Annotated in this window: 12 protein-coding genes and 3 pseudogenes; 9 read left to right on the top strand and 6 right to left on the bottom strand. The window is 32.8% G+C overall.

Annotated elements, in window-relative coordinates; genetic code table 11:
• The first annotated feature begins 34 nt into the window (after nt 1–34).
• Nucleotides 35–232 (top strand): hypothetical protein, encoded by a 198-nt coding sequence (locus GZH82_RS02375; RefSeq protein ID WP_162681142.1) that lies wholly within the window; start codon nt 35–37, stop codon nt 230–232.
• 232 nt (nt 233–464) lie between these two features.
• Here the strand turns inward: GZH82_RS02375 and GZH82_RS02380 are convergent, their stop codons facing one another.
• Entirely contained in the window at nt 465–1,694 is a 1,230-nt protein-coding gene (locus GZH82_RS02380; protein WP_162681143.1) for an MFS transporter, read from the bottom strand.
• Nucleotides 1,695–1,850: 156 nt separating this feature from the next.
• Between GZH82_RS02380 and cidR the strand changes: the two genes are divergently transcribed.
• The 3 genes and pseudogenes from cidR (at nt 1,851) to GZH82_RS02395 (ending at nt 3,930) form a co-directional block, all read left to right on the top strand.
• Complete coding sequence (gene cidR, locus GZH82_RS02385; RefSeq protein WP_162681144.1) at nt 1,851–2,780, top strand: cidABC operon transcriptional activator CidR; 930 nt, start codon at nt 1,851–1,853, stop codon at nt 2,778–2,780.
• 77 nt (nt 2,781–2,857) lie between these two features.
• Nucleotides 2,858–3,250, top strand: a pseudogene (locus tag GZH82_RS02390) (CidA/LrgA family protein).
• Nucleotides 3,247–3,930, top strand: a complete 684-nt coding sequence (locus tag GZH82_RS02395; RefSeq protein WP_162681145.1) for an LrgB family protein — start codon at nt 3,247–3,249, stop codon at nt 3,928–3,930. Before GZH82_RS02390 ends, GZH82_RS02395 begins: the two are co-directional and overlap by 4 nt.
• A gap of 157 nt (nt 3,931–4,087) precedes the next feature.
• Here the strand turns inward: GZH82_RS02395 and tnpB are convergent, their stop codons facing one another.
• From tnpB to GZH82_RS02420, 5 genes and pseudogenes are all read right to left on the bottom strand, one after another.
• A complete protein-coding gene (gene tnpB / locus GZH82_RS02400) occupies nt 4,088–5,230 on the bottom strand; it encodes an IS200/IS605 family element RNA-guided endonuclease TnpB (protein ID WP_162680811.1) in 1,143 nt (380 codons plus the stop codon).
• Nucleotides 5,231–5,245: 15 nt separating this feature from the next.
• Nucleotides 5,246–5,650 carry an IS200/IS605 family transposase gene (gene tnpA / locus GZH82_RS02405; protein ID WP_162680965.1) on the bottom strand — a complete coding sequence of 135 codons (405 nt, stop codon included), beginning with the start codon at nt 5,648–5,650 and terminating at the stop codon, nt 5,246–5,248.
• A 497-nt stretch (nt 5,651–6,147) separates the two neighbouring features.
• Nucleotides 6,148–7,029: pseudogene (locus GZH82_RS02410) on the bottom strand (Y-family DNA polymerase); the annotation flags it as partial.
• Nucleotides 7,030–7,119: 90 nt separating this feature from the next.
• Nucleotides 7,120–7,917: a hypothetical protein gene (locus tag GZH82_RS02415; protein ID WP_162681147.1), complete on the bottom strand. Its 798-nt coding sequence runs from the start codon at nt 7,915–7,917 to the stop codon at nt 7,120–7,122.
• Nucleotides 7,895–9,184 carry a radical SAM/SPASM domain-containing protein gene (locus tag GZH82_RS02420; RefSeq protein WP_162681148.1) on the bottom strand — a complete coding sequence of 430 codons (1,290 nt, stop codon included), beginning with the start codon at nt 9,182–9,184 and terminating at the stop codon, nt 7,895–7,897. The genes GZH82_RS02415 and GZH82_RS02420 overlap by 23 nt, the downstream gene beginning before the upstream one ends.
• Before the next feature lie 175 nt (nt 9,185–9,359).
• Here GZH82_RS02420 and istA point away from each other — a divergent pair, with 175 nt between their 5' ends.
• From istA to GZH82_RS13860, 5 genes and pseudogenes are all read left to right on the top strand, one after another.
• The gene (gene istA / locus GZH82_RS02425; protein ID WP_162680792.1) at nt 9,360–10,895 is read left to right on the top strand and encodes an IS21 family transposase; all 1,536 of its coding nucleotides are present in this window, start codon (nt 9,360–9,362) and stop codon (nt 10,893–10,895) included.
• Complete coding sequence (locus GZH82_RS02430) at nt 10,885–11,628, top strand: ATP-binding protein (RefSeq protein ID WP_162680791.1); 744 nt, start codon at nt 10,885–10,887, stop codon at nt 11,626–11,628. The genes istA and GZH82_RS02430 overlap by 11 nt, the downstream gene beginning before the upstream one ends.
• A gap of 435 nt (nt 11,629–12,063) precedes the next feature.
• The gene (locus GZH82_RS02435; protein ID WP_162681149.1) at nt 12,064–13,254 is read left to right on the top strand and encodes an MFS transporter; all 1,191 of its coding nucleotides are present in this window, start codon (nt 12,064–12,066) and stop codon (nt 13,252–13,254) included.
• A 498-nt stretch (nt 13,255–13,752) separates the two neighbouring features.
• Nucleotides 13,753–13,968: pseudogene (locus tag GZH82_RS14575) on the top strand (Abi family protein); the annotation flags it as partial.
• Between the two features lie 275 nt (nt 13,969–14,243).
• Nucleotides 14,244–14,420 (top strand): hypothetical protein, encoded by a 177-nt coding sequence (locus GZH82_RS13860; RefSeq protein WP_203232838.1) that lies wholly within the window; start codon nt 14,244–14,246, stop codon nt 14,418–14,420.
• The last annotated feature ends 185 nt before the right edge of the window (nt 14,421–14,605 follow it).

The following is a 14,605-nucleotide window of genomic DNA, read 5'->3' on the forward strand; positions in this document are numbered from 1 at the left end:
GATGCAGACATGTCAGTAGATAAAGGGAGATTAAATGAACGAACGTAAGCACACGATGCCAAAATCACAGCAAGTCTTGCTCGCAGTGATTCTATTGATTTTGATACTAGAAATTGTATTAACAGCCTTTTTCGTTTCATTTAGTTCATTAATTTTCAAAGGGCTCACTATCCTGAATGGTGTACTTATCACGGTATTTTTGAGTCGGCAAATCAAACGAAAAGGGATTTAATTAAAATGATAACAACCATTCTTCGGTACTATAAATGGAAATACGTATGGATTGAATTTGTGACTGTGCAGTCGAGGTGTTGAAACGCCAGTACGATTATTTTACAATCACATCGAGGTCACCATTGAGTTACAGTGAAGCGTGATTTTTATATTTGTGATAGGCATCGTTTAAAAAAGCGATAGGAAGGCTGGGAAAACTTAAATGCCCCCAGCCTTTTAAATATGTTTTTTCAAACCCCCTCATAACGTTTGACGGTTGACAGTAATAAGAGAAAGCCTGTTACGACTGTTGCGAAAACTAAACCTGACATCATAAGCGGTGTGAGTACCGTACCAATGATTAAAAATAGCCGCGATATGAGCTCTGCACCAATCGGCACCCAACTGTCTAATGCAGAATGGGCACCACGTGTGTCGGCAGGGATAAACCGTATTTTTTCTGCTTCCACAGTCGGCGTGAACAAAATTTCACCAATCGTGGCCATCAACATAAAGATAACAAGGACGAGTGCGTGGTTATTACTCATGACAACCGTATAGCCTCCTGCGAAAAAGAGAAAGCCAATATTTAAAATGGTCGCAACTTTGAAACGTTTAAAGTAATGTAAAATCGCAAAGCTTAAACTAATAATCGTCAACGTATTGATTAATAACAATATCGAAAACATACGGACGCCATCAATTGGAAAGTCAAACAACTGAAACGTTTTGAATTGATGTTCTAAACGCACTGCGACATAGGATGAGAGCGACATTTCCGCACTTAATATGAGCATACTACTGATAAGCAATAAGACGAAAGGTCGATTCCGATATGCCACTTGATAACGTTGAAACATCGCCACAAAGCGACGTGCTGATGGATGGCTGATTGTGCGTCGTGCTTCTTGTACACCAAAATAGAGAATCAACACATTCACAGTTAAACAAATAAAAATCAACACAAATAAACTCACTTTGAACGAACTGTAAAATAATCCCCCCATGAGCATCCCGAGCGCAGTAGAGGTGTTCGAAATCCAATATTTGAAGCGGGCATAGCGTTGTCGGTGTGTCTCGTCAATACTATCTAAAGCTAAAGCGTTGTACATCGGCTTGGCTAAGGCAGTAAACAGTTCATTGAGAAGATAACAGGCCAAGAAAACAACAAATAATAATTGAAATGACTGTGACCCTTCTAACTGAGCTAATACAGCCCCCATACCTAGGAAGAGCAGTGCACTCATTGTCGTTAAACAAGCGATGACCTTCTTCTTAAGCGGTAAATGGTCGCTCAAATAACCACCGATAATCGAACCGCTAAATTTTAATAAAATCCCAACAATGAGCATAAGTCCGGCTTTTTTACCGCCTAAATAGTGCGTGAGTAATAATGCCATAAACGGAAACACGGCATTCACAGAGGCATTTTGAATAAACAACATGAGTAAACGTAACTTCACATTTTTAGGTAATGTCATAAGCATATCTCCATTGTATAAGATAAAAAATATGTAAAATTAGTATTATATTACCCTCAAAATGAAAGCGTGTCAAAATTTGTATGAGACCGCCGTGCACGATACAATTTGTAAGAAACATTGCGCTATAATGAAGAGGAAGAATGGAGGGTGAAATTGGATATTAAACAGATGAAGTATTTTATAGAGATTGTACGTCAAGGTGGGATGACGCGTGCAGCCGAGACATTATACATCGCGCAACCGACGATCAGTAAGGCGATTAAAGAGTTGGAGTCTGAGATTGGTCAGCCGCTGTTTGATCGCACACGTCGCCAATTGTTGCTGACGGACGTGGGAGAAGTGTTTTACCATAAAGCCGTTGAAATATTAAAACTATACGAAAGTTTGCCGAATGAGATCAGTAGTCTGCTTGGTCTTGAGAAAGGTTATATTTCTATCGGTATTTCTGCGTTGATGGATATGGAACGTTTAGTTCAAGTACTCGGACAGTTTCATCAACAGTATCCGAATGTCGTTTTTAATTTGGACGAAAATGGGGGTAAAACGACTGAAAATCAAGTGCGCAACAATGAAATTCACCTCGGATTAACTTCTTTACCTGTGGATAGTAAAATGTTCGATTCATTTCCATTGTATTCAGAGGAGTTCAAAGTCGTCATGCATCATACCCATCCACTGGCCCAACAACAAACAGTGGCATTTAAAGCATTAAAAGATGAAGACTTTATTATGTTTAATGAAGACTTTTATATTAATGACAAAATTATTGCGTTAACGCGACAAGCAGGCTTCGTACCGCATATCGTATCTAAAATTTCGCAATGGCAATTTATCGAACATTTGATTACCGCAAAAATGGGTATCAGTATTTTGCCGAATAGCAATGTACGTCTCATTAGTCGGAACCCAGAAATTCGTGTGTTGTCGATTGAAGACAGTACAGTGGATTGGACGATGGGGGTCATTTGGCGTAAGGACGTCTATTTAAATCATGCCACACAAACATTTTTAGATTATCTGAATATCCATTTACCGTTAACGACAGTACCTGAAAGCCGTTCCATAGATAAAAGTAATAATTAACATGAAAAAGCAATATTTTTATAATGGTTGATGACCCGTTACAATAGAATCATTCGAACGAAGAAAGGATGATTGAAATGGCAAAGATGAAACGGCTATTGAAAACTGTAACGCAATTATTCATCATATATGGGATTACGATGTTAGGTAATCAAATCTAGCAATTTTTCAACATCCCCCTAGCTGGTAGTATTATTGGGTTATTCTTGTTTTTCATTTTGCTTCAATTCAAAATGATTAAAGTTGAATGGATTAAAGAAGGTGCCAATTTTCTACTCGCGACGATGGTGTTTTTCTTCGTTCCGTCCGTGATAGGATTGATGGATGTCGTCTCAGAAATTAACATTAACTTTATTATATTTTTTACATTAGTTGCTGTAGGTACGGTACTCGTCGCATATACTTCTGGATTACTGGCTGAAAAAATGGTGACAGGTCGTATCTTTCAGAAAGGACAAAAGCAATCATGATTATCTTACAAGGTATTGCGATGATTGTTTTGACAGTCGTGATGTTTATGTTGTCCAAAAAAATATATGTTAAGTTTAAATCACCTATTCTCAACCCCGCTTTGATGACATCTATCGGCGTTATTGCGATATTATTGCTTTTTAATATCGACTATCACGGTTATATGGTGGGAGGGCAATGGATTAATCAGCTATTGAGTTCCACAGTAGTGTGTTTAGCTTTTCCACTGTACTTAAACCGGCACAAGATTGTAAAGTATTTCAAAACAATCTTCGTTAGTGTACTTACAGCTGTAATTTTAAATTTCTCCATAATTTATTTTTCTTTAAAATTACTTGGCTATGGACGCGAAGATATTGTGACATTGTTACCCCGTTCAATTACAGCGGCGGTCGGCATTCAAGTGTCACATCAGCTTGGTGGCGAGGATACCATTACCATCCTGTTCATTATCGCTACGGGCTTATTAGGAAGTATGATGGGTGCCACCCTCGTCCGTATGACGAACTTTCAATCTTCCATTGCACGAGGCATGACATTTGGTAATTCTTCTCATGCATTTGGAACCGCACGTGCTTTGGAAATGGATTTAGAGTCAGGCGCATTTAGTTCAATCGGTATGATATTATCAGCCGTTATGAGTTCTGTCATGCTTCCAATCTTATTGATGTTGTTCTAGTGAACTACTCACCACTTAGCTAAAACATAAAGGTTCTTAACGCTTGAAGTGGGAGCTTCTTGGGAATAGAGCGTACTTGTAAGTGTATTTCTTTACTAACAGAGGTTTCTCTTATTGACCAAGCTATCCCCGTAGACCCTACGGTTATCGGTCTTTTCTAAGCTAATGTTTGCATTCGTAGCCCTTCGGTCAAAATATTGATGCTCGCGTTTATATCTCGGTCATGGTGAGCATGGCAAATAGGACAAGACCATTCTCGAATTTTGAGATTTTTCTTGCCATCATTATGTCCGCAGTCTGAACAGACTTGACTTGATGGAAACCATTTATCAATCTTGACTATTTCACGTCCATACCAGTCAGCTTTGTATTGTAGCTTAATCACAAAGCTAGACCATGACACATCAGAAATGCTTTTAGCCAGTTTATGATTTCGCAACATACCTTTTGTGTTTAAGTCTTCAATACAGATAATATCGTGATTTTTGATAATCTCTGTACTCAACTTGTTTAGAAAGTCAGTGCGTTGATTCATTACCTTTTCATGTAGTCGTGCAACTTTCTGTTTTTGTTTCTGGTAGTTTTTGGCTTCAAAGAGATTGATACCCTTCTTTTTGGCTAACAGGGCACGTCTCGACAACTTACGTTGTTCACGTTTTAGTTTCTGTGCCATTTTCGAAGTGAACTTATTATTATCAATCTTTTGACCGTCAGAAAAAATGGCAAAATGAGTGATTCCAAGGTCAATTCCAATTGCAGAATTAGTTTTAGGAAACTCGACAACTTCTTCTTTGCACAATAAAGAAACATAGTATTTACCGCTTGAACGGCGTGATATTGTAGCTGATTTGATAATACCTTTAGGTTGTCTATGAAGCTTTATTTTAACTGATGACTTCAACTTAGGAACTTTGATGAATTTATTATCAATCAAGGATATTGTGCCATTTTGATTATTAGTGGTATAGCTTTGAACGGGATTCTTCTTACTTTTGAACCGAGGAAATCCAACAGATTTATCTCTAAAGAAATTCTTATATGCCTTGTCTAAATTGAGTTGTGCATTAGCCAAGGCAAGGCTATCTACTTCCTTCAAAAATGGAAATTCATTCTTATATTTAGCTGGTGTCGGGAACTTCATTTTTTTAGAAGAAACATTCTTAGTTTCTTCATAAGCTTTCATTCGATCATCAAGCATTAGATTGTAGACCTTACGGACACAACCGAAAGACTTAGCGAAGAAAATTTTTTGTTCTTCAGTTGGATAGATTCTAAATTTATATGCTTTGAGTCGTTCCATAAGCTACGCACCTCTCTATTTATGATTATAACCTTGATTCTGAATATATTTTTTTATAACGTCAATTGGTGCGCCACCAGTTGTCAAAAGGCAAAAACTTCTAGACCAAAACATTTCTTTCCAAAGAAACTGTCTTACTTTTGGAAAGTCGCGTTTTATCAAACGCGAACTGGCACTTTTATAGGCATTGATGAATTTTGTCAATTCTGTTTTTGGTTGTGCTTTGAACATAATATGAACATGGTCTTTATCCTGATTCCACTCAACTAGAGTAATATGATAAGACGCTGCAATTCGTACAAAAGTTGTTTTAGCAAATTCAGAAATTTTATCATCAATCACATGTCTACGGTATTTAGTAACCAACACAAGATGATAATAGAGAAGAAACACCGAATGATTATTAGTATCTAATTTCATGTTATATCAACTCACTTCTTATATAGACTGATTATAACATAGAACAAAATAAAAAGGCGATGAGCCTTGCGTGTCGGTTTTCGAGTTACCAACGGTAACCCTCATACCGAACGGCATTCATCACCCACCTATAGAGGATGGGAGACTTCTGCCTGAATTAAGTTAAAAAGTCATTAATAGATGAATATGACCGTGATAAATTTAGTATTTTTCCGTTTTCAACCATCTTCTATCTAATGGTTTACGTATTCACTGCACGCGTGTGAGAAAGGTTTATAAAAATCAAAGGAGTGGCTATTCAAGTAAAATGATTAAGCTATAATGAAGATACAAGTGTAAATACTACTAACTACATTGAATTTGAGAAGAAATACGCAACAAAATAACCTAGCTTAGAATGTATTTTTGATTTTTAAAAGTACATGATAGGCTAGCAAGCAAAGCACGGTAGAATTCTCTTTTTTCTGTGTCCGGATTCTTGACATAGATCCAACTCCCTTTTTTCTTGATCTATAAAACACATCCTCTACTTGCTCACTTAAAACTGTTTTTAACTCATGTAATTCATAGTCCCTCATTAGAGTTTGACTTTTACCAAGCCCTTTGTTTTTTATTTTGTGTGGTTTTCTAATTAAACTTTCATCAATTCCATTAGCATGTAAGTGTAACTCGATACCAATTAACCCAAAGTCTCTTTTTAAATATTCGTAAGGGTATTGCGCTAACTGTCCTACTATAAATATTCCTCTTTTATTTAACTTTTGAGCTGTTCTCTTATTTATGCCCCACATATCGGTTAAATTATCAATCTTCCATAATTTGCAAGGTACATCTTCATAACGCCATTCAGCAATGGCATTATTTGTTTTCTTCGTTTCAATATCCATAGCTACTTTTGACAAAAACATATTCGATCCAATGCCAATTGTATTTTTAATTCCTATTGAATCGAATATTTTTTCTTGTAATAATTCAGCAAATTCTTTCGGTGTATTAGCAAATAAATGGAATGACTCTGTAATATCCATAAAAAATTCATCAATACTATATTGACGAAAATCCTCATGTGGCAAATAATTCAAAGCTATCTTAGAAATTTCATTTGATAATTTCATATATGTTCGCATTTTCGGGTTAGTAATATATATGTCAGTTCTTTGTGGAATTTCGAACAAACGAGACCCTGTTTTAATTCCCATTTTCTTCAGTTCTGGTATAAATGCTAACACAACAGACCCTTGTCTTTTAGTATCTGCCACTACTGCCAATTTAACTTTTAAAGGATCTAAATCATTTAAAATGCACGATACACTAGCAAAGAAACTTTTTAAATCAACACATAATATATCTCTTTGTTGACATTGGAAATAGTCATACATTTATTTCACCCCACTAAGATTAAGTATCTACATTATAGAACATATGTTTGATTAGGTGAATAAAAATTAGACCCCAATTACGGGATCTATTCATATAAACCTTAAAAGTTTTCCAAGATTATTATTTAACAATTCAAACAACTTTTTATTTGAAGGTTTGTCAACAAGCTTTATTGCTTGTGCTAGCTCATCATAAGCCTCTTGAAATTTATCAATCTTATAATATGCAAGAGCTTTAGCGTTCTTAGCATTTGCTAACATTAAATTATCGCCTTTATCTTTAGCTTCACCTTCAAGAGTAAAACTTATCTGTAATGCATCATTAGGACGATTAGCATAGGACAACAACACACAAGATCTATTTAATAATCTAATTTTCAAAACATCAGTTTTAACATTAGAGTAAATATGGCTTATTATTTCATTTAAACTATATCCATTAACAGATAGTACATCAATGTAACTCTTCACCAATTCAGGAGGTTTTTTATTTATTTGTTTGTATACACCAATAAAATTATCAGTATCATAACACAAATAATAATGCATAGCTAATTGTATGTAATAATCTTCGTTGTTAAGTTCTTCACTTAAAAGTTTAATATTTTCAGATAAGCGAAGCACATCTTTTTTCAATGCATCAGAGAACTTCTCTATTTTTTTAATAGGCTCATTTAAATAGATGTAGTTTAAAACATTAAATTGATTTTTAATATAATGATCATACAAATTGTGATAACCGTTAAGAATTAAGTCTGGGTACTTTTTAAATATGCTTCTTATAAGTTCTTCACTTAAGTTTTTATAATTATTATTTTCAAGAATCTTTATAATCCCACTCACTTCAAGCTTATATAATTCTACATTATTTAATTGATAGTTCGGCATCAATCTCACCCTTAGAATCAATAATATTAATAATTTCTTTTGTATTATACTTTGCTGTTGGACAAGGTTGTTTTTTCTTTTTAATTCGATGTAATGGACAACTATCACCGTGACAAACTGGAGAAAAGTGACAAGAATGGCATACCGAATCATTCTTACCCCCATTTACCCAAAGATTCATTTTAGCAGAATCTAATTTTAATGACCCATCCTTTTCCAATTTACCCACTTTATTAATATCATCATACAATGCTATAGTACATTTATATAATAAACCATCAACGCCAATTACAAATGAGTTCTGACTAGCTGCAAAACAAGAGCTATTTCTAGCAAAAAGTGATTTAGAATTACATATATTAGCACCATTCTTAACTGCATTTTGAAATTCGCTATAAACAACTTCTTCAGGCAAGTCGTTCATGGAATGCTCTCCACCCCAATATCTAATGTCCTGGAAGTAAATCTCGTAGCGTTTATCATTATCAAAGTTTTCCTTTATGGTCGCAATAAAGTTTGGAACCGCTTTATGATTATCAATTCCTAAATTCATTCTTATGGTTATTTTAAAGTTATCTCTAGAGTCCTTTGATTCTACTAAATTTTTTAAGATTTTATTGTAAGTTGGTTGTCCACCAATTAACATTCTATGTTTGTCATGCGTTTCACTATCCCCATCTAAAGTAATTTGATAATACAAAACATTATATTTCAATAGATTGTTGAAAGTTTCATAGTTCAACAAATAACCATTTGAAGTAATCTGTGAAACATATTTTACTTTATTTTCTTTACAGATTCTCATAAATTCTTCACTTAAGTTATAAATTACATCTTTTGCAAGCAGTGGTTCTCCTCCAAACCAATTAACTAAAAGCATTTTAATTTTAGAGTCGTCTTGTAATTTTCGTTCAACATATTTTACTAGAGATTTTTGCACATCTTCACTCATTTTGTTTTTCTCAAATTTTTCATAACAATAAGCACATCTAAAATTACAATTTTGATGAGGCATAATAATCAATTGTAATTTTTCCTCTTTTATCTCCACAAAATATTCATTCCAATGATCGTCATCGGAATCTGAAGCTTCAAATTGATATCTTTCTAAATATTCATTAATGCCATTAACCTTTTTTAAATCCTCGTATGATTTAATAGCTTCTAATGGAGCCTTAATAGTTTTATTTGATAAAAAACTATGAAAGAATATATGAGATTCATTTTTTTCAGAAATAGTATGAAAACAACGCTCTAACAGTACCATAAAAACGCAGTAAATGAGACCACCCAAATCGCATTTTCCAGTCGCATTAAAAACGCTAATTTGATACCACCTGAATAAACTCCTTACTGGAGTTTATTTTTTTACGCTTATTACTACTTTTTAATGATATAAAAATACTTGTACACTTTGTACAAATTTTTTTTGGAGGGATTTTATGCCTAATTATTTAGAAATTATTAGACTACATGAGTTGTCATTTAGTCAAAGGAAGATTTGTGAAAGCGTGGGTTCAGGTAGGACTTTGGTAAAACGAACAATTGATATTGCTAAGGAAAATCAATTATCGTATCAGATATTAAGAAATTGGGACATAGGAAGAATATCAGATATGTTTGATGTTAGAAAAAATCAATCAAAAATGAAATTTAAAGATAATGATTTTACGATGCCTGACTATAAAGAGCTTTCAAAATCATTATCCCAACCTGGTGTTACTATGAAATTACTTTGGGAGGAGTATGTGCATGCTTGTCGTTTAAATAATAGGGCTTACTATCAATTAACTCAGTTCAGAAAGTACTTTAATGAATACTTATCAAAACAATCTTTTTCAGAAATAATTCGTCATAAAGCTGGAGAAAGAGTTGAAGTTGATTGGGCTGGTTCTAAAATCCGTTGGATTGATCCTACAACAGGTGAAGTTATTTATGGGTATTTGTTCGTTGCTGTCTTACCTTTCAGTGGATATGCATTCGCCTATGGTTGTACCGATATGAAACAAGAAAATTGGATAAATGCACATGTGGAAATGTTTAATTATTTTAGAGGTGTTCCTACTTTACTTGTATCAGATAACTTAAAAACAGGAGTGATTAAAAACTCAAAAACAGGTATCATACTTAACCGTAGTTATGAGGATTTAGCCACTCACTTTAGAACAATCATAATGCCAACACGCGTTCGTAAACCAAAAGATAAAGCTACAGTAGAAAATACTGTTAAGCAATTAACAACTTATATCATTGCCAAGATGAGAAACTATCAATGTTTCAGTATAGAACAATATAACAATCTCCTGCTAGCAGAATTAGAGAAATTCAATAAGAAACCTTTTCAAAAGAAAAAAGGATCTAGATTTTCCTTGTTCGAAGAACATGAACGCAGTGCACTTCAGAGTTTACCAGCCTGTAAATATGAATTCTGTGAGTATAAAACAGCTAAAGTTTTTGCTAACTCACATATAACATATAAGAAGCATAACTATTCTGTTCCTCATCAATATATTGGCGATACTGTTCAACTTAAAATTTCAAAAAATACTATTAAGATATATAAAAATGAAACATTATTATGCGAACATTCAACTCTATATAAACATCCTGGTGGCTATACTTCTATTAACGACCACTTTCCTACTAATAGTAGCACACATGGTGAGTGGAACAGTAAGAGATATTTAAAATGGGCATCTAGAATCGGACCTAATACAAGAATTGTTGTGGAGAAAATGTTCGAGGAAGGTCCTGAGCAGCGTCACTATAAAAGAGTTCATTCCTTATTAAAATTGGCAGACAAATATACAGATCGCACTCTGGATAATGCCTGCCTAATCTCCTTAGAGAAATCAATGAATCCTGGATTTAACTTAATAAAAAATATATTATCAAGTGGAGCTTTCCAATTAAATTCTAACAGCGGTAATGCTCCTGAACAATCATTTTTAAGAGGAGCTAATTACTATGATAAATAATAAAGAAAGATTAAGTAACCTAACAAGATTATTAAGAGAAATGAAAATGTCTGTTATGGCAGATCATTTAAGTGATATCTATACTAATCAAAGTAATCAAAACCTATCCACTTTAGATATATTAGAAAAAATAATAATAGAAGAATCAGATACTAGATTAAGGAATAAAAAAGAGAGATATAGAAAAGCTGCGAATTTATCTGTGATTAATGCAAGATTAGAGAATTTAATCTATTCATCCAAAAGAAAATTGAAACCTGAAACGATTGAACAGCTATCTACTAATGACTATATTCTTTACAATAATAATGTCATTATTCAGGGCGCCACCGGCACTGGCAAAAGCTATCTAGCCTGCGCATTAATCAACCACGCAATTGACAATGGACATACAGGGTTATTTTTTAGAATGACTGATTTACTAAGTAAATTACAACAAGCTGAATATAATAATACGTTGGATAGATTATTAAAGAAACTTGGAAGAGCTGATATTTTAGTAATTGATGATTTCTTATTAACTAATACAACTGAACAAGAACAAAAGTATTTAATGGAAGTGTTTGAAATAAGAAGCCGCGAAAAGTCATTAATACTTTGTTCGCAAATGACTTCTGTAGAATGGCATAAGAAATTAGGCGGTGGAGCCATCGCAGATGCGATTTTAGATAGAGCTGTATCAAAGTCATATAAAATATTTTTAGAGGGTGAATCATTGAGAAAAATTAAATAGTAGTACTGGTACCAAATGGCCGATTTATGTGGTACTGAAAAACGCGATTTACATGGTCCCGTAAATCGCGTTTTTATGGTTCTATTAGCGCGTCGTATGCAATAGTATATTTAGACTTCATTGTATCACCCCAATTGTTTAATAAAAAGAGGAGTGTAAATACACTCCCCATGATTATTTAACTAATGTCAATACAACCTCCAATATTAACGCCTGTACTTTCTGCTACTAATTCTTCATTCTCTTTAATTTCAAAAACTAATGTCATAATAATTTCCCCTTTCGAATTTTTATAATTCAGCTGAATTTATTGTGAGTCATTATCATATTTATCATTAATATTCCTCACAACATATATATTAGCGGAATTTTCAGAAATGTAAAGGCTTTCAAAAAGATTTTTTTTAGATTAAACTGTTATAAAGGGGAGATAATATGAATAAATCAATAATATTAATAATTTTTGAAACAATATCAATATTTTTTTCTTCAATTTTTACCTTCGCGTGTGGTTTTTATGTACTTAAAATAACTCATTCAGGCTCTACTTTTGGTACTTATTTGGCTATTCTTGCTGTAATAACAACAGTTTCATCACCTTTTTTAGGTAATTTAATTGACAGAAATTCAAATAAATTAATTTTAATAACAGGACAACTTTTAAGTATCATTATTTTGTTTATTTTCTTTTTAATTTACAATGATGAAGTTTACACAATATTTCTTGTAATGGTCGTCTTAGTCTTCGTGGACTCGATAGTAAAAACAACTATTTCTTCTAATTTAAAATTTATAACCGGAGATTATTTAGAAAAAGTGGTGTCAATTAGACAAACAATACAATCCTCGTCAGTTCTAATTACACCTCTATTAGGAGGTTTAATAGTCACTCTAATTGACTTGAAATATTTGGCATTAATCAATATGTTTACAGAGTTTGTTGCCTTTCTTTTATTATTACTTTTAAAATTTAAATCAGGAAATATAACAAGTAGAAGCCAGAAATTCACACATAGTTTCTTGGATGGGATAAAGCATTTGATTTCTATAAATAACCTGAAGGTTATTTTTATCATTAACTTATTTATTAATTTCTTATGTAATTCTCTTATTGTAGGATTACCGATTATAATAATTAATCATTTAAATATGAATGCTAAATACTTGGGATTAGCAGAAGGTACTTTAGGGGGTGCAATAGTAGCTTCATCAATATTAATTTCAATATTAAATATCCAAAATCGATTGAAATTTTTATATTTATTTTCAATGCTACTACAAGCCGTATCTTTATTTATCGTATCCCTGACTTATTTTGATACTATAACTAAATTTTACCTATTTATTATTATATTAATATCAAATCTATTTTTAGGTTTCTCAGTTGCATTAAACAATATACCTTTTCAAGTTATGTTACAAAAGATTGTTGATGAAAATTATAAATCTAGAGTTTTCTCAATAATTCAAAGTATGAGTTCATCAATAACTCCAGTATCTTATGTATTATTTGGTTTCTTAATTCCATTGAATTATTTCTTAATTTACTTCTTTTGTTCGATAGGTATGCTTATTTTATTAGTTATATTCAAGATAAAATTTAAAGACGTATATGAACAAATTTAATTTTTCTCATTATTAAAATCAAACCCATTCACTATACTACTTATGAGCGATGGGTTTGATTTCAAAAGGGCACTAAATTTATCTATATTATAAAAATTAATTATATAAATTCCCATATACAAATACAGAATTTACTCTTTGATTTTAAAATTCTTGATGACAACAATCTAAGACAAAATATTCTAATTATTTAATTTCTTTCGTGATACTCTTTGTATTTATTGATCTTAATCACCTTACAATTTCAGTTATTAATATATCATGCAATACTTTCATATCATTTGTAGACATTTCCATATGTCTTTGAAACGGGTGTGCACGGTCATTTCCTACCCATGCTATAAGCTTCCCTAACCATTTAGAATCTCTAATATTTAGAAGTTCTATACGCCCAGAAAATGTTAAAACTCTTAAATCCTCTTCTGTTTTATCTCCATATACCAGTAAATAGTCCCAAAGCAATTGCTCTACCGCTTTTCTGTATCCAAGTTTAATTGTTCTTTTAGGAAAAATATACGTAAAGATAGTAGTGGGAATTATAATTTTGAATTTTCTGCACTGTAAGACCTTGCAACTTTAGATATGAGATTACATTATCTTTTACTACATATGTGTTTAGATATTGAACACTCACTAAAGACAGAGATTCTTAAAAAAATCACGAATAATGATACAGAAGATGGTTATCAAATCGTGCAAGACTTTATCAAAAGCCGAGAATACTCGTGACTTTAGTCATGAGAGGTTCAAGCCATGTTTTTTCACATCCACCTCTTTGCGGCACGACAAACAGTGTATGTATTGTATAGACCAATTGACCATTTTCCTGCTTTCTAATGAGGTAGATAAGAATGAGATAGCACCGTTATGCATGAGTGCCAAAACTTTTAGGATTCGATATTTTTGTGACATCCGCACTTTATATTTTTCTGTTATTATTTTTATGATAATATGAAGTTATTCATGATTGAACGCGGGAGGTGCTAGCGGTGTATATCATATTAATTATTTTGACAGTGCTGACCGTCATTGCTTGGATTACGGCCATTCGTGCTTTTCGTCAGACGGGGCAAAAGGGCAAAATTAATCCAAATACATGGGTCATCATTGGTGCAGTGTTGACAACATTGACGATCATGATGATGTTTATTTTCAGTCAAAATTAGACGTGTCATCATATGCATGTCGATGATAGAAATGAAAGACAAATGTGGGGAATTGCAAGGGCAGTTTTAAACTTTTGTCTTTTCTTGTGTTTTCTGATGAAGCAGCTGACATTCATCATTTGTTAATTTTTGTTGAGAATCTACCAGAATTCAGTGTATGAAAGTGGAGAAGTGGTATAATACTA

Source organism: Staphylococcus sp. MI 10-1553 (assembly GCF_010365305.1).
Classification (GTDB): Bacteria; Bacillota; Bacilli; order Staphylococcales; family Staphylococcaceae; genus Staphylococcus.

Excerpts from the sequence above, each read along its gene's own strand:
- GZH82_RS02375 (WP_162681142.1), top strand. The coding sequence starts at position 35 with ATGAACGAACGTAAGCACACGATGCCAAAATCACAGCAAGTCTTGCTC.
- GZH82_RS02380 (WP_162681143.1), bottom strand. The coding sequence starts at position 1,694 with ATGACATTACCTAAAAATGTGAAGTTACGTTTACTCATGTTGTTTATT.
- GZH82_RS02395 (WP_162681145.1), top strand. The coding sequence starts at position 3,247 with ATGATTATCTTACAAGGTATTGCGATGATTGTTTTGACAGTCGTGATG.
- tnpB (WP_162680811.1), bottom strand. The coding sequence starts at position 5,230 with ATGGAACGACTCAAAGCATATAAATTTAGAATCTATCCAACTGAAGAA.
- tnpA (WP_162680965.1), bottom strand. The coding sequence starts at position 5,650 with ATGAAATTAGATACTAATAATCATTCGGTGTTTCTTCTCTATTATCAT.
- GZH82_RS02415 (WP_162681147.1), bottom strand. The coding sequence starts at position 7,917 with ATGCCGAACTATCAATTAAATAATGTAGAATTATATAAGCTTGAAGTG.
- GZH82_RS02420 (WP_162681148.1), bottom strand. The coding sequence starts at position 9,184 with ATGGTACTGTTAGAGCGTTGTTTTCATACTATTTCTGAAAAAAATGAA.
- istA (WP_162680792.1), top strand. The coding sequence starts at position 9,360 with ATGCCTAATTATTTAGAAATTATTAGACTACATGAGTTGTCATTTAGT.
- GZH82_RS02430 (WP_162680791.1), top strand. The coding sequence starts at position 10,885 with ATGATAAATAATAAAGAAAGATTAAGTAACCTAACAAGATTATTAAGA.
- GZH82_RS02435 (WP_162681149.1), top strand. The coding sequence starts at position 12,064 with ATGAATAAATCAATAATATTAATAATTTTTGAAACAATATCAATATTT.